Annotated in this window: 17 protein-coding genes; 5 read left to right on the top strand and 12 right to left on the bottom strand. The window is 60.7% G+C overall.

The genetic code is table 11. From position 1 onward, the window contains the following. Positions 1 to 125 precede the first annotated feature (125 nt). Positions 126 to 455, bottom strand: a complete 330-nt coding sequence (locus HU725_RS11815) for a hypothetical protein (protein WP_186477354.1) — start codon at positions 453 to 455, stop codon at positions 126 to 128. 304 nt (positions 456 to 759) lie between these two features. Here HU725_RS11815 and HU725_RS11810 point away from each other — a divergent pair, with 304 nt between their 5' ends. Further along, entirely contained in the window at positions 760 to 1,509 is a 750-nt protein-coding gene (locus tag HU725_RS11810; RefSeq protein WP_186477353.1) for a FadR/GntR family transcriptional regulator, read from the top strand. A gap of 214 nt (positions 1,510 to 1,723) precedes the next feature. Here the strand turns inward: HU725_RS11810 and HU725_RS11805 are convergent, their stop codons facing one another. From HU725_RS11805 to HU725_RS11755, 11 genes are all read right to left on the bottom strand, one after another. Beyond that, entirely contained in the window at positions 1,724 to 3,304 is a 1,581-nt protein-coding gene (locus tag HU725_RS11805) for an aldehyde dehydrogenase (NADP(+)) (RefSeq protein ID WP_186477352.1), read from the bottom strand. A gap of 18 nt (positions 3,305 to 3,322) precedes the next feature. Then, positions 3,323 to 4,876, bottom strand: coding sequence for a galactarate dehydratase (garD, locus tag HU725_RS11800; protein ID WP_186477351.1), 1,554 nt, complete (start codon positions 4,874 to 4,876; stop codon positions 3,323 to 3,325). A gap of 78 nt (positions 4,877 to 4,954) precedes the next feature. After that, positions 4,955 to 6,319 (bottom strand): MFS transporter, encoded by a 1,365-nt coding sequence (locus HU725_RS11795; RefSeq protein ID WP_060479648.1) that lies wholly within the window; start codon positions 6,317 to 6,319, stop codon positions 4,955 to 4,957. 102 nt (positions 6,320 to 6,421) lie between these two features. Beyond that, complete coding sequence (gene kdgD, locus HU725_RS11790) at positions 6,422 to 7,333, bottom strand: 5-dehydro-4-deoxyglucarate dehydratase (protein ID WP_060479647.1); 912 nt, start codon at positions 7,331 to 7,333, stop codon at positions 6,422 to 6,424. A gap of 435 nt (positions 7,334 to 7,768) precedes the next feature. Next, positions 7,769 to 8,578 carry a gamma-glutamyl-gamma-aminobutyrate hydrolase family protein gene (locus tag HU725_RS11785; protein WP_186477350.1) on the bottom strand — a complete coding sequence of 270 codons (810 nt, stop codon included), beginning with the start codon at positions 8,576 to 8,578 and terminating at the stop codon, positions 7,769 to 7,771. Positions 8,579 to 8,876: 298 nt separating this feature from the next. Further along, positions 8,877 to 9,659 (bottom strand): amino acid ABC transporter ATP-binding protein, encoded by a 783-nt coding sequence (locus HU725_RS11780; protein ID WP_186477349.1) that lies wholly within the window; start codon positions 9,657 to 9,659, stop codon positions 8,877 to 8,879. A gap of 22 nt (positions 9,660 to 9,681) precedes the next feature. Continuing rightward, complete coding sequence (locus HU725_RS11775) at positions 9,682 to 10,926, bottom strand: NAD(P)/FAD-dependent oxidoreductase (protein ID WP_186477348.1); 1,245 nt, start codon at positions 10,924 to 10,926, stop codon at positions 9,682 to 9,684. A 15-nt stretch (positions 10,927 to 10,941) separates the two neighbouring features. Beyond that, complete coding sequence (locus HU725_RS11770) at positions 10,942 to 11,652, bottom strand: ABC transporter permease (RefSeq protein WP_060479643.1); 711 nt, start codon at positions 11,650 to 11,652, stop codon at positions 10,942 to 10,944. Then, positions 11,649 to 12,368, bottom strand: a complete 720-nt coding sequence (locus HU725_RS11765) for an ABC transporter permease (protein ID WP_186477347.1) — start codon at positions 12,366 to 12,368, stop codon at positions 11,649 to 11,651. The genes HU725_RS11770 and HU725_RS11765 overlap by 4 nt, the downstream gene beginning before the upstream one ends. Positions 12,369 to 12,468: 100 nt before the next feature. Then, positions 12,469 to 13,221 carry a transporter substrate-binding domain-containing protein gene (locus HU725_RS11760; protein ID WP_186477346.1) on the bottom strand — a complete coding sequence of 251 codons (753 nt, stop codon included), beginning with the start codon at positions 13,219 to 13,221 and terminating at the stop codon, positions 12,469 to 12,471. Between the two features lie 18 nt (positions 13,222 to 13,239). Then, entirely contained in the window at positions 13,240 to 14,115 is an 876-nt protein-coding gene (locus HU725_RS11755) for a MurR/RpiR family transcriptional regulator (protein ID WP_186477345.1), read from the bottom strand. Positions 14,116 to 14,256: 141 nt separating this feature from the next. Between HU725_RS11755 and HU725_RS11750 the strand changes: the two genes are divergently transcribed. The 4 genes from HU725_RS11750 (at position 14,257) to tpx (ending at position 18,789) form a co-directional block, all read left to right on the top strand. Then, the gene (locus tag HU725_RS11750) at positions 14,257 to 15,282 is read left to right on the top strand and encodes an Ldh family oxidoreductase (RefSeq protein ID WP_186477344.1); all 1,026 of its coding nucleotides are present in this window, start codon (positions 14,257 to 14,259) and stop codon (positions 15,280 to 15,282) included. Positions 15,283 to 15,398: 116 nt separating this feature from the next. Next, positions 15,399 to 16,595, top strand: coding sequence for an amino acid aminotransferase (locus HU725_RS11745; RefSeq protein ID WP_186477343.1), 1,197 nt, complete (start codon positions 15,399 to 15,401; stop codon positions 16,593 to 16,595). Positions 16,596 to 16,841: 246 nt separating this feature from the next. Next, positions 16,842 to 18,122: a serine/threonine transporter gene (locus HU725_RS11740; RefSeq protein WP_186477342.1), complete on the top strand. Its 1,281-nt coding sequence runs from the start codon at positions 16,842 to 16,844 to the stop codon at positions 18,120 to 18,122. Positions 18,123 to 18,288: 166 nt separating this feature from the next. Then, entirely contained in the window at positions 18,289 to 18,789 is a 501-nt protein-coding gene (gene tpx, locus HU725_RS11735; protein ID WP_060477282.1) for a thiol peroxidase, read from the top strand. Positions 18,790 to 18,966: the final 177 nt, after the last annotated feature.

Raw genomic sequence — 18,966 nt, 5'->3', positions numbered from 1 at the left:
TGGAGTCAGATCAGTCTAACGAATTTCGCCCAAGGCGTATTTAGGTGCAAAGAGGGCATGCACTTCACGTGAAATGTGAAATATTCAGGATGAAGAATGCTCTATAAACAATTGATCCATATCAATTATTTTTTCGCTATCGCGTGCTGGATGCATTGCTCATAGTAGGTTTTCTTGATTGCAGCCGGTGGTAGCCTGGAGCGGCTGTTGTAGGTCTGTTCTGTGATCCCGAAGGCGGTCATGCGCATCCAAGGTTTGGCGAAGCGTCGGACTTGCAGCTTCTTGCGGGTGGCGTACAGTGTCACACCCGAAAGCTTCGCCTGCTGGGCTTCGGCGGCGATTTGCGAGCCCCAACCACACACTTTGCGGTCGTTCTGATCAAGCGGCTTGGCGTGTGCGCCGAAGGCCAAGGCGGTGAGTGAGAAGACGGCTACTGTAGCTCGAATGGGTCGCATGTTGCTGTCCTAAGCATCTGAAGATCAAAGGAGTTTGCCTGTGCTTGCGAAACTTGGGGGCCAGCATTTTCCCATCAGGCTGTGACCTAGCGGGTGCCCATGGGTTTCTCTTAGCGCTCACTACTTAGGGCAATGGCGGCTATCCATTGTCACCGACCGGCCCTGGCAACCCCTTTAGGCAAAGCGAACAATTAGGGTAATCCAGCGACATAAAGCGCGAGCGTGAAATACCGCATAGGGTGTATGTGATCGTACAACTGCTTGCGCTATCATGGGCGCTGTCTTTCAAGGTGAAATACACGGCATGACAGAGCAGCAGGTACAGGCTAGGACCCGGCGCAAGCCGCGCAGTCTGGCTCAGGAACTGGTCACGGTGCTGACCGAGCGCATTCGCAGCGGCCAACTCAAGCGCGGCGACAAGCTACCGACCGAATCGCAGATCATGGCCGAGGAGGGTGTCAGCCGCACCGTGGTGCGTGAGGCGATCTCCCGGCTGCAGGCGGCGGGGCAAGTCGAGACGCGACACGGTATCGGCACCTTCGTGCTGGATGCACCAGCGACTGGCGGCTTTCGAATCGACCCGGCGACCGTGGTTACCTTGCGCGAGGTGCTGGCGGTGCTGGAGCTGCGCATCGCCCTGGAAATCGAAGCGGCGGGCCTTGCGGCACAGCGGCGCAGCGATGAAGAACTGGCGGGTATGCGCGCGGCGCTGGACGAACTCAACGAGGGTGCTGCCCACGCCAACGATGCGGTGTCGGCAGACTTCCAGTTCCATTTACGTATTGCCCAGGCCAGCGGCAACCATTACTTCGCTGATATTCTCAACCACTTGGGCACCAGTATCATTCCGCGTACCCGGTTGAATTCGGCACGTTTGGCCCACGACGACCAGGCCCACTACATGAGCCGACTGATGCATGAACATGAAGCGATCTATGAAAGCATTTCGCGGCGCGACAGCGAAGGGGCGAAAATGGCCATGCGCATGCATCTGAGCAATAGCCGCGAGCGTTTGCGTCAGGCCCATGAGCAAGCCGAGGCGCAAGGGGCCTGATTGCTCAAGAGCTTGTGCCGGTCTCTTCGCAAGTAAATCCGCATGCACCCCACTCTGTAGAAGGTTGATGCTGGAAACGCCCGCATAATGCTGTCAATCCAAGGCCTGCTCGGACCTTGTACTCAGCCTTATGCGGGCAAAGGGCCGCAAAGCGACCCCCCTAGTTCACTGAGCAGCGTTAGCGCACGTGCGGAGCGTGCGCGTTTCAGAGCCTTTAAATCGAGCCTTCGCTCCACTGCCCGTTGACCAAGCGGCGCAGCCCAAGCGGGTTGCTGTCGCGCAGTGCTTCGGGCAGCAACGCCTGCGGGTAGTTCTGATAGCACACCGGGCGCAGGAAACGGTCGATGGCCAGGGTGCCAACCGACGTGCCGCGGGCATCGGAGGTAGCCGGGTAAGGGCCGCCATGCACCATCGCGTCGCACACTTCAACGCCGGTCGGGTATCCGTTGATTAGAATGCGGCCGACTTTTTCCTCCAGCAAAGGCACCAGCCACGCATAGGCCTCGAAGTCTTCAGCCTCGCCGATCAATGTGGCGGTAAGCTGGCCACGCAGCCCGAGCAGTGCGGCGCGCAACTGGTCGTCGTCCTGCACCTCCACAGCCACGGTGGTCGGGCCGAACACTTCTTCCTGCAGCAGCGGATCGGCGTTGATCAGCAGGCTGGCATCGGCTTTGAAGAGTTGCGCGCGGGCCTGACTGCCTTCCTGGGCTTGACCAGCCAGATGCTGGATGCCGGCATGGGCTTGCAAATGCTCCAACCCGCCTACGTAGCTTCGCAGGCCGCCAGCATTGAGCATGGTCTGGCCGGCTTGGGCATCCAGCTGCTGCCCCAGATTTGTCAGCAGTTGACTGAACTGTGGCGAGCGCAGGCCGATTACCATCCCTGGGTTGGTGCAGAACTGGCCTGCGCCCATGCACACAGAGCCTGCCAATTCGCCCGCGATGGCTTCGCCACGCTTGGCCAGGGCACCGGGCAGGATGATCACCGGGTTGATGCTCGACATTTCGGCGAACACCGGAATCGGCTGTGGGCGTTCTGCAGCCATGCGGCACAACGCGTCACCACCGTTCAGCGAGCCGGTGAAGCCTACGGCCTGGATGGCCGGGTGCTTCACAAGCGTTTCGCCAACACGGCTGCCGAAGATCATATTGAACACGCCTTGGGGCATGCCGGTGCGCTCGGCGGCGCGGATGATCGCCGTGCCCACCAGGTCTGCGGTGGCCATGTGGCCGCTGTGGGCCTTGAAAACCACCGGGCAACCGGCGGCGAAGGCGGCTGCGGTATCACCACCGGCGGTGGAGAAGGCCAACGGGAAGTTGCTGGCGCCAAATACCGCGACAGGCCCGACACCAATGCGCATCTGACGTAGGTCGACCCGTGGCAGCGGCTTGCGCTCAGGTAGGGCTAGGTCGATCCGGGCCCCTAGGAAATCCCCGCGGCGTAGCACTTGGGCGAACAGGCGCATTTGGCCGCTGGTGCGGCCGCGTTCGCCCTGGATGCGAGCGGCTGGAAGGGCAGTTTCGCGGCAGACGATGGCGACGAAACTGTCATCGAGCTCGTCCAGTTCGGCGGCGATCGCTTCGAGGAATTCGGCGCGCCGCGTCGGGCTCAGTTGACGGAACTCAGCAAAAGCGGCCTTGGCAGCGTTAGCGGCCTGATCGACTTCGCCATCAGTGGCTTGGGCAAAGCTGTAAGGCAGGGCCTCGCCGGTGGTGGCGTCCAGGCTCTGCAAGCGTTGCGGGCCGGCGGCGCTGCGTTGACCTGCGATGAAGTTGTGGCCGAGGATCTCTGGCATGTGGGTCTCCTAGGGATATCAGGTAATGGGTGCCGGATTGAACAAGGTGATGTCGTTATGCAGGCGGTGTTGTTCAGCCCAGGTCTGCTTACGGCCGCTGGCAACGTCCAGGTAGTAGTGGAACAGCTCCCAGCCCAGGGTCTCGATGGTCGAGCGACCGCTGGCGATGCTGCCTGCGTCTATGTCGATCAAATCGGGCCAGCGCTGAGCCAGTTCGGTACGGGTACAGACCTTGACCACAGGCGCCATGGCCAAGCCATACGGCGTGCCCCGGCCAGTGGTGAATACATGCAGGTTCATGCCAGCAGCCAGTTGCAGGGTGCCGCAGACGAAGTCGCTGGCCGGGGTGGCGCAGAAGATCAGGCCCTTGCGGTTGACCCGCTCACCTGGGCCAAGGACGCCCTGGATGGCGCCGCTGCCAGATTTGACGATCGAACCGAGGGACTTTTCGACGATATTCGACAAGCCGCCTTTCTTGTTGCCCGGCGTGGTGTTGGCGCTACGGTCTGCCGCACCTTGTTGCAGGTAACGGTCGTACCAGTCCATCTCGCGTACCAAGGCGGCGGCGACTTCTTGGTTCTCGGCGCGGGAAGTGAGCATGTAGATGGCATCACGCACCTCGGTCACTTCCGAGAACAGTACTGTGGCGCCTGCACGCACCAGCAGGTCGGCGGCAAAGCCCAGCGCCGGGTTGGCGGTGATGCCGGAGAAGGCGTCGCTGCCACCGCACTGCATGCCAAGAATCAATTCGCTGGCCGGGACGGTTTCGCGGCGGCGTTGGTCGAGTTTTTTCAGGCGGGTGTCGGCCAGGCCCATGATCTGTTCGATCATTTCGCTGAAGCCAAGTGTGGCGTCCTGCAAGCGATACAGCCACGGTTCACTTAGGTCAACCGAAGGGTCGCCATCGTGCATGACCTGCCCGGCCTGGAGCTTTTCGCAGCCCAGGCTGATTACCAGCGCTTCGCCTCCCAGGTTGGGGTTGCGCGCCAGGTTGCGCACAGTGCGGATCGGGATGTACGCATCGCGCGCGTTGATTGCCACGCCGCAACCGTAACTGTGGGTGATGGCTATCACGTCGTCGACGTTGGGATACTTGGGCAGCAGTTCGCTGCGGATACGTTTGACCGCGTGCTCCAGCACGCCGGTTACGCATTGCACAGTGGTGGTGATGCCAAGGATGTTGCGGGTGCCGACAGTGCCGTCGGCGTTGCGAAAACCTTCGAAGGTGAAGCCCTCTAGTGGCGGCAGGGCAGCCGGGACTGCGTCGCAGCGCGGCAGGCTATCGAGCTCCGGTGCAGCAGGCATTGCCAGTTGGCTTTCCTGCACCCAACTGCCCTGGTGCAGGTCTTCCAGCGCGTAGCCGATGACTTGCCCGTAACGTCGCACCGCCTCACCCTTCGCGATGGTTACGGTCGCAACCTTGTGGCTTTGTGGTACAGCTTCGACCAGCGTCAGGCCGTCGGCGAACCGCGCCCCTTCACCTAGGCCACCGTCGTTCACTACGACCACGACGTTATCGTTCTCGTGCAGGCGTACGTAGCGGGGCGAATCGGAATGTTCGATCAACTGCATGTTTGGGCCCTACTTGTCGGATTCTCAGGCTTTTTGTACATCCGCCCGTTTCGGCATTGCCGGCACGGGCGTGATCACTCAGTGCTGCGAGGTGGCCAGCTTGCTGCTAGCGCTTGGCTCAGAATTGGAAAGCGGTGCATCTTCGCGCAACTCGATACGCTTGATCGGGCCGACGATCACCAGGTAGCTGAAGACCGCCACCAGCGCATTGGCACCCACATACACCAAGGCCCACTTGAACGAACCTGTGGCGCTGATGATGTAGCCGATAACGATGGGCGTAGTGATCGAGGCAATATTGCCGAAGGTGTTGAACAGCCCTCCCGAAAGCCCGGCGATCTGCTTGGGTGAAGTATCTGCCACCACCGCCCAGCCCAGGGCCCCGATACCCTTGCCGAAGAACGCCAGGGTCATGAAACCAACCACCATCCATTCGGTATCCACGTAATTGCAGAACACCATGGTGGTGGACAGTAGCAAGCCACAGACGATTGGCAGCTTGCGTGAGAAGGTCAGCGAGTTGCCGCGACGCAGCAGCCAGTCCGAGATGACTCCGCCCAGCACGCCACCTATAAAGCCGCAGATCGCTGGCAGCGAGGCGATAAAGCCCGCTTTGAGGATGGTCATGCCCCGTTCCTGAACCAGATAGACAGGGAACCAGGTAAGGAAGAAGTAAGTGATGGCGTTGATGCAGTATTGGCCCAGGTACACCCCAAGCAACATGCGGCTGGTCAGCAATTGCTTGATGTAGCCCCATTTGGGGCCGCTGTTACCACGCTTCTGGTCCATGTCGACCAGGCCGCCGTTTTGCTCGATGTGGTCCAGTTCGCTTTGGCTGATGCGCGGGTGCTGACGCGGGTTGTAGATGGTCTTGAGCCATACCATGGAGAACAGAATCCCCAGCGCCCCCATGACCACGAACACATGCTCCCAACCGAAACTGAAGACTATCCAGCCCATGATCGGGGCAAACAGTGCGGTGGCGAAATACTGCGCTGAATTGAAGATCGCCGAAGCCGTTCCGCGTTCCTGGGTCGGGAACCAAGCCGCGACGACCCGGGCGTTGCCGGGGAACGAGGGGGCTTCGGCAAAGCCGACGAGAAAGCGCAGGGTAAACAAGGTCACCACTGCCCATGCAACTGGCAGGCCGCCGACAAAACCCTGCAGCAGGGTGAACAGCGACCAGGTGAAAATGCTGAAGGCGTAGACGTTCTTCGAGCCGAAGCGGTCCAGCAGCCAGCCGCCGGGTATCTGCCCGGCCACGTACGCCCATCCGAAGGCGGAGAAAATATACCCGAGGGTGACGGCATCGATGCCGAGGTCTTTCTGCAGGCTGGAGCCTGCAATGGCGATGGTTGCACGGTCTGCGTAGTTGATCGTGGTCACCAGGAACAGCATGAACAGGATCAGGTAGCGCACATGCGTCTTTTTAGTCGCTTGCATGTTGGCATCACTCCCACTAGTTATTTTTGTGCGGGCTCACGAGTTGTAGCCGGAGTGGGGCAGCCCACTCCGGAGGCGGCAATGGCAGGCCGCAGAGCACGCTTATTGCGGGCCCATCTTGTCCATCAATGCGGCGAGCATCTCGTACTCTTCGCCGGTGAGGTCGGTCAGCGGTGTGCGTACTGGGCCTGCATCGTAACCGGCAATCTTGGCCCCGGCCTTGACGATGCTCACGGCGTAGCCGGCTTTACGGTTGCGAATATCCAGGTACGGCAAGAAGAAGTCGTCAATCAACTTGGCCACGGTGGCGTGATCGTCACGGGCGATGGCGTGGTAGAAGTCCATCGCGGTCTTGGGGATGAAGTTGAACACTGCCGAAGAATAAACCGGAACACCCAGTGCCTTGTAGGCGGCTGCGTAGACCTCGGCAGTCGGCAGGCCGCCCAGGTAGCTGAAGCGGTCACCCAGGCGGCGACGGATCGACACCATCAGCTCGATATCACCCAGGCCGTCCTTGTAGCCGATCAGGTTCGGGCAGCGCTCGGCCAGCTGTTCCAGGAGGCTGGCATTGAGCCGGCAGACGTTGCGGTTGTACACCACTACCCCGATGTTGACCGATTTGCACACTGCCTCGACGTGCGCGGCAACACCGTCCTGGCTGGCTTCGGTGAGGTAATGAGGCAGCAGCAGCAGGCCCTTGGCACCCAGGCGCTCGGCTTCTTGTGCGTACTCGATGGCCTGGCGGGTCGAGCCGCCTACGCCGGCGAGGATGGGTACCGACTTGGCGCAGGTGTCGACCGCGGTCTTGATCACCTGGCTGTACTCGCTGGCGGCCAGGGAGAAGAACTCACCCGTACCACCTGCGGCGAAGAGTGCGCTGGCACCGTACGGGGCCAGCCACTCCAGGCGTTTGATGTAGCTGGCTTGGTTGAAATCGCCTTGAGCGTTGAAGTCAGTGACCGGGAAGGAAAGCAGGCCGTGAGAGAGGATGGATTTGAGTTCTTGTGGATTCATTGTTGTAGGCATCCTAAGGCGCTTGGGTGAGGGTGTTGTTTTGCGTTGGAGGTAAGTTATCGTACAACCTCGCGGATGACTAGCCCCCTTTGCAGAATATTTTTCGCAGCGTAACAGGCAGCCCAGGGAGTTACCGGCCTCTACGCGGACAAACCATTTTCCAAAGGGATAGTGTCAGGGGATATGGGTGTGGTGGATTACACGGCCGACGGGTCATTACTGGTGCTCGATGACCTGAATGGCAGCCTGAACGCCGCTCAGCGGCAGGCTTGTCATCGTATCTCTTGGCGGGATTCAAAAACGATCGCGGAGACAGGCGCAAGCCCGCCGCCCGTTCCTACGGGAAGTGTTCTGGGACCAGCAGAGGGTGACCGAGGGAACGGGGGCGACCTTGCGCCGCCCCGCGATCAAAGCTAACGAAGCTGAAAAAGAGTGTCAGGCAGCCTGTTGGCGCTTGAGCTGGCTTTTGCGCACTTGCGCCCGGCAGGCATCACCGAAAGCCTGGAAGATCTTGATCGAATCAGGGTTTTGCGCTGCCTGCCATTCCGGGTGCCACTGTACGGCAAACAGGAAAGGCGAGATGCTCGGTGCGTGGATTGCCTCGACCAGGCCGTCTTCGGCATGGGCGATCGGCTCGATGCCTGCACCCAGGTTGCGCAAGCCCTGGCCGTGCAGTGAGTTCACGCGAATCTCGTCGACACCCAGGGTTTCGCGCAGCCAGCTGCCCGGCTTGATCTTCACCCCATGCACTTGTGCGTACTGCACATCCACAGGGTCTTGCGGGTTTTCTCGGTGGTCGTTGAAGCCAGGCTCGGCATAGACCTTCTGGTAAATGTCGCCGCCCAAGGCAACGTTGATTTCCTGCATACCACGGCAGATGCCGAAAATCGGCAGGCCGCGCTTGAGGGCTGCCTTGACCAGCGGGATGTCGAACAGGTCGCGGTTCTTGTCCTGGCCTTTACCGGGTGTTTCGTTTTCCTGGCCATACAGCGCCGGGTCGATATTACTGCCGGCACCGGTCAGGTACACGCCGTCGGCCATGTCCAGATAGGTCTCCAGGTCGTCGATGCCGCAGCAGGTAGGCACCAGAACCGGGACGCAATCGGCGAAGTCGACCAGCGGAGTGATGTATTTGTGAGTCATGACCTGATAGTCATGGCCTTTGCGCTCTTGGCTGCCCATGGTCATCAGAACGACGGGTTTGCGCAGGGAAGGTTGCTTGTTGCCAATGTTGCTGTTGGACATATGTCACCTTATGACAGGGCTCTGCCTGTCGTTGTTGTGCAGGTGCACGGCCTGTGGCCTGGGTGTGCTGCCTGAAGTCCCGAGCACTGCCGGCTCGTCACTGGGCGAATCCGGTCGGGGCTTGTCGATAGCTTGCCAGAGCCGTTCGATATGTCAAACGAGTCAAACGCGTTCAGGCCCCCAAATCATGGGGGCTTGCCTCCTTGCGAGCCTTAGCCAGCAAGGGTTTGGCAGGGGCCAAGGTCAATTATATTTAACGATGCAGTTGGCTCATTGCAGCGCTGCAATGATCTGCGCTTCAGTGCAGGATCTGAGCGAGGAATGCTTTGGCTCGTGGGGTGCGTGGTTGATTGAAGAATACTTGCGGCGGGCTGTCTTCGATGATTTGACCACCCTCTAGAAACAGCACCCGCTCCGCTACCTGCCGAGCGAAGCCCATCTCATGGGTAACGCAGAGCATGGTCATCCCGGAGCCGGCCAGTTGCACCAGCACCTCCAGTACCTCGGCGACCATTTCCGGGTCGAGCGCAGAAGTGGGTTCATCGAACAGCATGATGCGCGGTTTCATGCACAGCGCACGGGCAATCGCCACCCGCTGCTGTTGGCCGCCCGACAATTGGCTTGGGTACTTCTTAGCCTGGCTCTGGATACCGACTTTGCTCAGGTAATGATAGGCCAGCTCCTCGGCATCCTTGCGCGACAGGCCACGCACGCTGGTGGGGGCCAGCAGGCAGTTGTCCAGCACGCTCAGGTGCGGGAACAAATTGAAGTGCTGGAACACCATGCCGATTTCGCTACGCACCTGAGCTGCCTGGCGGGTATTGGCAGCCAGGTCGGTGTCGGCAACCCGGATGCTACCTTGCTCGGCGATTTCCAGGCGATTGATGCAGCGGATCAGGGTCGACTTGCCCGAACCAGACGGGCCACACAGAACAATACGCTCGCCTTCGCGCACGCGCAGGTCGATATCGCGCAGCACATGGAAGGCGCCATAGTGCTTGTTCAGGCGCTCGATGCGAATAAGCTCCCGGCGTGGGTCATGTTCCGGGGCCGGGCTGGCAACGCTCATTGGTGCGGTCATGTTGTTGTTCTCCCGCTGGATATCAGTCGAAACGCGCAGCGCTGTAGGGCGCAGGGTCGGTAAAAGGGTGTTCGCCAGTGACGAGCTCGGCCACCAAGCGGCCGCTGACTGGGCCGAGTGTGAGACCGTGATGGGCGTGGCCGAAGTTGAACCACAGCCCCGGGTGCCGATGCGCTGGGCCTATCACTGGGCGCATGTCAGGCAAGCATGGCCGGCGGCCGAGCCAAGGTTTGTCGTCCAAGCGCTCACCGAGGGCGGGGAACAGCTTGCGGGCCAGGGCCTCGCAGCGCTGGAGCTGAATTTCGTTGCCCGGCGCGTCGCTGGCGGCGAACTCGATGCCGGTGGTCAGGCGCACGCCTTGGGCCATGGGCGCCAGTACATAGCCGCCTTGGGTATCGCAAATTGAATGCAACAACTTCCCGCCGTCACGGGTGCCATAGTGCATGTGGTAGCCGCGCTTTATGCCCAGCGGAATCCGGTAGCCCAGCTGTTGGTAAAGCGCTCCGGACTGAGGTCCGAGGCACGCTACAACCTCATGTGCAGTGATCGGCCCGCGCTGGCTGTCGACCTGCCAGTGGCCGGCGACCTGGCGCAGGCTGCGCGCATCGCCATGCAAGAATTGCCCGCCGCGCTGGGTGAAGAGGGCGGCGTAGCCTCGGGTGAGGGCGCCTGGGTTGGTGACGGTCTTGGGGTCCAGCCAGTGGATACCGCCGACCGCCGTACTGCCAAGTGCATCCTCGCGGGCCTGGAGTTGGCCGCGCTCGAGGATTTCATACTGCAAGCCATAACGGGCCAGCCCTTTGAGCTCAGCCTTTGCCTGTTCGAACAGGCAAGGGTCGCGATACACCTCGATCCAGCCTTTGGCTTGGATCAGCCCTTCAAGGCCGGCCGCGTGAACCAGCGCATCGTGCTCTACGACACTGCGCTGCACCAGCGGCAGCATGTCGGCCGCTGCCCCGGCAAGGCGCGCCGGTGCCGACTGGTGCCAGTAGCGCATCAGCCAAGACGCCGCCTTGGGCAGATGCTGCAGGCTGTAGCGCACGTCTGGCTGACGGTTCAGGCCATAACGCAACAGCGCGCCCCACTGCCTGGGGAAGGCATAGGGAATCACGCTGGATCGCTCGATCAGCCCGGCGTTGCCATGGCTGGTGCCACTGCCTGGAGCGTTGCGGTCGATCAGGATTACCTGGCGCCCTCGGGCCTGCAGGTGCAGTGCGGTACTGACGCCGACGATTCCGGCGCCTAGTACAAGGGTTTGGCAATGCATGGATAGGTCCTTGAGTCAGTTCAGGTGGCGGCCCAGCCGGGCCTCCAGTTGTTTGAGCAGGCGCCGTACCAGTTCGACGATCAATAGGTACAGCACCGCGGCCCACAGGTAGATCTGGAAGTCGAAACTGCGTGAGAACGCCAGTTTGGTCACCCCCATGAGGTCGTAGATGGTCACCAGTGAAGCGATGGCACTGGCCTTGATCATCAATATCAGCTCGTTACCCAGCGGGCCGATGGCTACCAGCAACGATTGCGGCAGGATCACCTTGAAGAAGGTGGTCGAGCGCTTCAAATTCAGCGCCCGCGCTGCCTCATACTGGCCCGGCGCGACAGCCATCAGGCTGCCGCGAAAGATCTCGGCTTGGTAGGCGGCGGTATTGAGGGTGAACGCCAGCAATGTGCAGAACCAGGCTTCACGAAAAAACCACCACAGCCCAACGTCTTGCCAGAACCCCTTCAGAGAGCCAAGGCCGTAGTAGAGCAGGAACAGTTGTGCCAGCAGCGGCGAGCCGCGAAAGAAGTAGATGTAACTGGCGGCCAAGCGTTGCAGGATCAAATTGCCAGACATACGCGCCAGGGCCAGCAGCAGGCCAAGGACGGCGCCCAGGCTGAAGGAAATGGCCACCAGCTTGGCGGTTACCAGCAAACCATCGACGAAACGTGGGCCATAGCGCTCCAGCAGGTCTGGGTCCATGATCAGCCCCAGGAGTTGATCGGCACTCATACGCGGGCTCCTTGCAGATGGCGGTTGCTGCGGCGTTCGATGTAGGCGAACGCCCGACCCGAAACAGCGGAGAATAGGAGGTAAGCAACGCAGGCCACGGCGTAAAAGAACATCGGCTCCTTGGTTACGCTGACTGCCAGGTTGGTCTGGCGCATCAGATCGACCAGCGAGATGGTCGATACCAGCGAGGTGTCCTTGAGCAATGACAGCCAATTGTTCGACAGCCCCGGCAGGGCGATGCGAGTCAGTTGTGGCAGTACCACCTTGATGAACCCGGTGCGCTTGCTCAGCCCCAGCGCCGAACAAGCCTCAAGTTGCCCTTTGGGCAGGGTCTTGAACGCAGCCAGCCAAATTTCACTGGAGAAGGCTGCGAACACCAAGCTGAAGGCGATCATCGCCGCGAGGAAGGTGTTGATCAGGAACTCGCCTTCATAGCCCATGGCGCCCAGCAGCTTTTGCGCCGCGATCTGGCATCCGTAAAAGATGATGAGCAGGGTCAGAAGCTCGGGCAGCCCGCGGAACACGGTGGAAAACAGGGTGGCCCAAGCTCTTGGCAGGCGTTTGTTCGAGCGCGCCGCGATTGCTACCAGCAGCCCCAGTGGTAGGCCGATGGGCAGGCAGGCCAGGGCCAGCGAAACGGTCACCAGCGCCCCAGCGAGCAACGCTTGGCCCCAGCCTCCATTGGCCAATGACAGTAAATACAATTGATCGAGCATGACGAACCCCTTGCATGGGCAGCGCGGCTTTGGTGCTGCTACAGCCTCGTTTGGGCAAAGGGCCGCTGAGCGGCCCTGACGATCGCGTCGTTTCCGAAGATCAGTTGTAGATATCGAAAGCGAAGTATTTGCTGGCGATCTTCTGGTAGGTACCGTTGGCGACGATCGCGGCCAGTGCGGTATTGAGCCGCTGGCGCAGGGCCTCGTCGTCTTTGCGCACGGCAATGGCGGCATCAGCCCGGGTTCCGGCAACGTCGCCCAGCACCTTGCAGCAGCCCTGACCGTTCTTGTTCATCCACTCGTGCAGGGGGAATTTGTCGGCGATTACCCCGTCCAGGCGCCCGGCAGCGAGGTCGGCGTTGGCCTCGTCCATGGTCGGGTACAGCTTCACGTTGGCCCCGGCCTTGGCGTACACGTCTTCGGCATAGATGGCCTGTGTCGAGGACGACTGGGCGCCGACGGTGTAGCCGTCGAAGTTGGTCTGTGCATCGTCGATCTTGCTGTCCTTGGCCACTGCGACGGTCAGTGGGGTGCGATAGTAGTGGTCGGTGAAGGCGATTTTCTTGCGCCGTTCCTCTGTATTGATCATCGATGCGACCACCGCATCGTATTTGCGCGCCATCAGCGCCGGAATGATGCCCTCCCAGTCCTGGGCGACCAACGTGCACTCGACCTTCATCTGTTCGCAAAGAGCATGGGTGATATCGATGTCGAAGCCGTGTAGCTGGTTGTTGGCATCGACATAGTTGAACGGCGGGTAGGCACCTTCGGTGGCAAAGCGCAGAGTCTCTGCGCTGGCGTTACCTGTGAGCAACAGAGCACACGCACCCAGCATAGCCATGGTTTTGGTCATCTCACACCTCTTGCACGCTTACTGTTGTTGTTTGCCCGCTGGCCACGAGGTGTAGCCGACGAACTCGTTATGAAGAGCGGCAGTTGCTTGCAAACGCTTTTCAACATCCGGCCCGAGTTTCTTGCAGACCTCGTTGACCATCAGATGGACCCACGACAGCATCGTCGCGGTGGACTCCCAGAACAGATTGAACTCGGTGGGAATGCGAAATACCTCGTCGGCGTGGGCATTGGCCCAGTCGCAGAAGGTGTCGGTCACCAGTGTCACCGGGATACCCGCTGCGCGCGCTTTCTGACACAGCTGCAAGGCATGGCGTGAATAGCGGCGGGCCTCGAATACCACCAGCGCCGTGTCTTCGCTGCGTCCAAGCAGTACCTCGCCGAAGTGCCCGGCGCTGCCATCGACCAGTTGCACCCCGTCACGTAGGTATTGCAGCAGGTGGCTCATGCACATGGCGATGCCGCGCTCGGTCTGAAAGCCGGCTATGCACACCCGTGGTTGGCTGGCCAGGCGCTGTGCCACAGCGTGCCACGCGTCGCTCTGGCGGTATTCGTGTACGCGCACCAGAGCAGCGATCTCTCGTTCAAGGCTGCCTGCGGTGTCACTGGCATCCTGGTTCTGGCGATATTCTTGCAGGCGGTCGCCCATCAACCACGGCCCATCACCCAGATCGCTCTGCAGGTCTTGCTTGAGTGCCTTGAGATGGGCATAACCCAGAGATCGGCAGAAGCGGCCCACGCTGGATTCGCTAACCCCTAACTTGGCGGCAATGTCCGCTGAGGTCTGGAAGGGCAGCTCGTGCAGGTTCGCGAGCATGTAGCTGGCAATTTTGCGACCCGAGGCAGCGGCCCCTTGCAGGCTGTTTTCCAGGCGTTGCTTGATCGGTTGGCTCATGTCGCAGTTCCAAATGAAGCGTAGGTAGAAAATGGCTGTTTTCTGTCATTGAGTCAACAATTGACAGATAGCTGTCACTTGTCAGAAAGTTTTTGTCGTTGCCAGGCTGTTGCTATTCCAATTCCAAAAAAGGAGCTACAGATGTCCACACCGTCCCATGGCCCGCTCGTGCGCATCCCATTCGCCGACCTGGAGGCGCTATTGCAGCGGATTTTTCAGCGTCACGGCTGCAGCGAAACGGTGGCTGGCGTGCTTGCGCACAATTGCAGCAGCGCCCAACGCGATGGCGCACACAGCCATGGCGTGTTTCGTATCCCTGGCTACGTCTCGACCCTGGCCAGCGGTTGGGTCGATGGCCGAGCCACCCCCACGGTCACCGACGTTGCCCCAGGGTATGTGCGCGTCGATGCCGCAGGCGGCTTTGCCCAGCCGGCACTGGCTGCAGCACGCCAGTTGTTGATTGAAAAGGCCCGTAAGGCGGGCATCGCCGTGCTGGCGATCCACAACTCGCACCATTTTGCAGCGCTATGGCCTGATGTAGAGCCGTTTGCCGACCAAGGCCTGGTGGCGCTGAGTGTGGTCAACAGCATGACGTGCGTGGTGCCGCATGGTGCACGCAAGCCATTGTTCGGTACCAACCCGATTGCCTTCGCTGCGCCGTGCGCAGGGCAACCCCCGATCGTTTTCGACATGGCCACCAGCGCCATGGCCCATGGCGATGTGCAGATCGCCGCACGGGCGGGCGAGCAGTTGGCCGAAGGCATGGGTGTCGATGCGCAAGGTCAGCCGACCACTGACCCGCGAGCGATACTCGAAGGCGGCGCGCTGTTGCCCTTTGGTGGGCACAAGGGCTCGGCTCTGTCGATGATGGTTGAGTTACTGGCCGCGGCCCTGACCGGTGGGCACTTTTCCTGGGAATTCGACTGGTCCGGGCACCCGGGGGCGAAAACCCCATGGACCGGCCAACTGCTCATCGTCATCGACCCGAGCATCGCCGAGGGAAGTCGCTTCGCTCAGCGCAGCCGGGAGTTGGTCGAGCACATGCAGGCTTGCGGGTTGTCGCGGATGCCGGGCGAGCGTCGCTACCGCGAACGGGAAGCGGCCGAGCGCGAAGGGGTGGCGTTGCAAGAGCAGGAGCTGCAGAGCCTTACGGCACTGCTGGGCTGAGCTGCTGTGCAAAGTTGCATAGACAACCTTGCACTTATGTGATGTTCCTTGGCCGCAACTGCGGGTATGCTCAGGGCTGTCTTTCCGAACTGTCCTGATCCAAGGAGCTGCACGCTGTGTTCAAACATGTCGATGCCTATGCCGGCGACCCGATCCTCTCGTTGATGGAAACCTTCAAGGCCGACCCGCGCGCCGACAAAGTCAACCTGAGTATCGGCCTTTATTACGACGAGGCCGGTGTGGTGCCGCAGCTGGCAGCTGTGGATGCGGTGGAAAAGCGTATCGCAGGCCAGGCCCATGAAGCCTCGCTGTACCTGCCAATGGAGGGCCTGGGCAGCTACCGTCAGGCGATTCAGGCGCTGCTGTTCGGTGCCGATCACCCGGCGGTGACCGCCAAACGCGTGGCTACCGTGCAGACCGTGGGCGGCTCTGGCGCACTGAAAGTCGGCGCCGACTTCCTCAAGCGTTATTTCCCGCAGTCTGAAGTCTGGGTCAGCAACCCGACGTGGGACAATCACCGCGCCATCTTCGAAGGTGCAGGGTTCAAGGTGAACACCTACCCATACTTCGACTCGGCCAGCCGGGGCGTCGATTTCGACGGCATGCTGCAAACCCTGCAAAGCCTGCCGGCACACAGCATCGTGTTGTTGCACCCGTGCTGCCACAACCCTACCGGGGCCGACCTTGATCAGGGTCAGTGGCAACACGTGGTCGAAGTGGTCAAGGCGCGCCAGCTGATTCCATTCCTCGACATCGCTTACCAAGGCTTCGGCCAAGGCCTTGTCGAAGATGCCTACGCCATCCGCGAAATGGCCCGCGCCGGTGTGCCGTGCCTGGTCAGTAACTCCTTCTCGAAGATCTTCTCGCTGTATGGTGAGCGCGTAGGGGGCCTGTCGGTGGTTTGCGATGACGAAGCTACCACCCAAAGCGTGCTTGGCCAGCTCAAAGCTACCGTGCGGCGCAACTACTCGAGCCCACCGAATTTCGGCGCCCAGTTGGTTGCCGGCGTGCTAGGCGACGCCGCACTCAACGCCCAGTGGGCCAGCGAAGTCGAGGTGATGCGCAAGCGGATTCTCGATATGCGTCAGGCACTGGTCGATGCCTTGGCGGTGCTGTTACCCGGTCAGGACTTCCAGTTCTTCTTGCGCCAGCGCGGCATGTTCAGCTACACCGGCTTTAGCGTTGAGCAGGTGCGTCGCCTGCGGGACGAGTTCGGCGTATATCTGATCGACAGCGGCCGAGTGTGCATGTCCGGCCTGCGTCCGGCCAACCTGCAACGGGTTGCTGAAGCGTTCGCCGCTGTTCAGAAGTAATCCTAGGGTCCATGTGGCCACTCGGTTGGGCCGCTGTGCGGCCCTTTCGGCCAAAGGGCCGGCCCTACAGCGGCCCATTTGGACAACCTACTTGTAAAGACAAGTGCAACCACTCCTCGGAAAAGGGCTTCGCAAGTGCAACCTTTCCGTGCACAATCGCGCCCCTCTTTTCCGGTTGAGTTGGGCGAAACCTCTAGTTCGCCATTCTCAGCCTGTTGCAGTCTTGCGAGTGGAGCTTCACCCGGAATGAATGAGCAGGCCCCAAGCGTTGAGCAACGCTTTGTAGAATCGACCCCCGCCACCCTTGGCAGCTGGTCGCGTCACGACACCACTTGGATGCTGGGCCTGTTCGGCACGGCCATCGGCGCAGGCACTTTGTTCTTGCCGATCAACGCTGGCCTTGGAGGGTTCTGGCCGCTGCTGATTCTGGCCGTGCTGGCCTTTCCGATGACCTATTTCTCCCATCGCGGCCTGACCCGTTTCGTGCTCTCGGGCAAAACCGGTGGCGATATCACCCAAGTGGTCGAGGAGCATTTCGGGGTCAAGGCCGGCACGCTGATCACTGTGCTGTACTTCTTCGCCATTTTCCCGATTCTGCTCATCTATAGCGTGGCACTGACCAATACCGTCAGCAGCTTCATGGAGCACCAGTTGCATCTGGCCCCGCCGCCCCGGGCTATCCTGTCGTTCGTGCTGATTCTGGGGCTGTTGGCAATCGTGCGCTGCGGCGAGCAGGCTACGGTGAAAGTCATGAGCCTGCTGGTTTATCCATTCATCGTTGCCCTAGGCCTGCTGGGCCTGTACCTGATACCGCACTGGACCGGTGGCATCCTTGACAGCGCGAGCGAGGTACCATCGAGCTCGGCCTTCCTGCATACCCTGTGGTTGGCCATTCCGGTCATGGTGTTCTCGTTCAACCACTCGCCGATCATCTCGGCCTTCGCCGTTGACCAGAAGCGCAGCTATGGTGTGCATGCCGATGAGCGCAGCGGTCAAATCCTGCGTCGGGCGCACCTGTTGATGGTGGTGATGGTGCTGTTCTTCGTATTCAGTTGCGTGCTCACCCTGAGCAGTGGGCAGTTGGCCGAGGCCAAAGCGCAGAACCTGTCGATCCTCTCGTACCTGGCCAACCACTTCAGCAACCCGACCATCGCCTTCGCCGCACCGCTGATCGCATTCGTCGCAATTGCCAAGTCGTTCCTCGGCCATTACATCGGTGCTAGTGAGGGCTTGAAGGGCATCATCGCCAAGGCCGGTGCACGGCCGGCGGCCAAAGTGCTCGACCGGGTTGTCGCAGGGTTGATGCTGGTGGTCTGCTGGATCGTCGCCACACTCAACCCCAGTATTCTGGGCATGATCGAGTCCCTGGGCGGGCCGATCCTCGCCGTGCTGCTGTTCCTGATGCCGATGTACGCCATCGCCCGGGTGCCGTCGATGCGCAAATACAGTGGCGCGCTGTCCAATGTCTTCGTGGTGGTGATTGGCTTGGTCGCACTGACCTCGGTGGTCTACGGCCTGATCGGCTGATCCTTAGCCACCCATGGAAAAAGCCCGGCGCGCTTGTGGCGCGCCGGGCTTTTTTTGTCCACAGGAATTCCGCGGCAATAGAACAATTTCTTCGTACCCCATAGGCACCCGGCCGCCTTCATGCTTAACTCAGTGTCCTTTTCAAACCCCGCATAAGGATTTCGTCATGGCTCAAGTGACTCTCAAAGGCAACCCGGTTCAGGTGAAAGGCAACCTGCCACAAGCCGGCGCCCAGGCTCCGGCTTTCTCCCTGGTTGGTGAAGGCCTGGCTGACAAGTCGCTGAAGGACTACGCCGGCAAGCGCAAGGTGCTGAACATTTTCCCAAGCGTCGACACCCCGACATGCGCGACCTCCGTTCGCAAGTTCAACGCCCAGGCCAACGACGTTGATAACACGGTGGTGCTGTGCATCTCGGCCGACCTGCCATTCGCTCAGGCGCGTTTCTGCGGCGCAGAGGGCCTGGAAAACGTCAAGAACCTGTCGACCTTGCGTGGGCGTGAGTTCCTGGAAAACTACGGCGTTGCCATTGCTGACGGCCCACTGGCCGGCTTGGCAGCTCGCGCCGTAGTGGTGCTGGACGAAAACGACAAAGTGCTGCATAGCGAGCTGGTTGGCGAAATCGCCGAAGAGCCGAATTACGAAGCAGCCCTGGCTGTTCTGAAGTAAGGTTCGCGGGAGGGAAGGGCAGGCGAAGGAACTCGATCGCCTGCCGCCTCTCCAAGCAACACCCTGTAACGGCTCGGAACGTTTTCCGGGCCGTTTTCATTTAAAGTTCAACCTGTTGGCAACGTCAGGCAAAGGTAAACCTCTGGTAAAGAGGCTTTGCTTAACCACAGTCAGTGC

The sequence above is a fragment of the Pseudomonas promysalinigenes genome (assembly GCF_014269025.2).
In the GTDB taxonomy this organism is placed as follows: Bacteria; Pseudomonadota; Gammaproteobacteria; order Pseudomonadales; family Pseudomonadaceae; genus Aquipseudomonas; species Aquipseudomonas promysalinigenes.
This window is presented reverse-complemented; position numbering and strand designations above follow the sequence as displayed.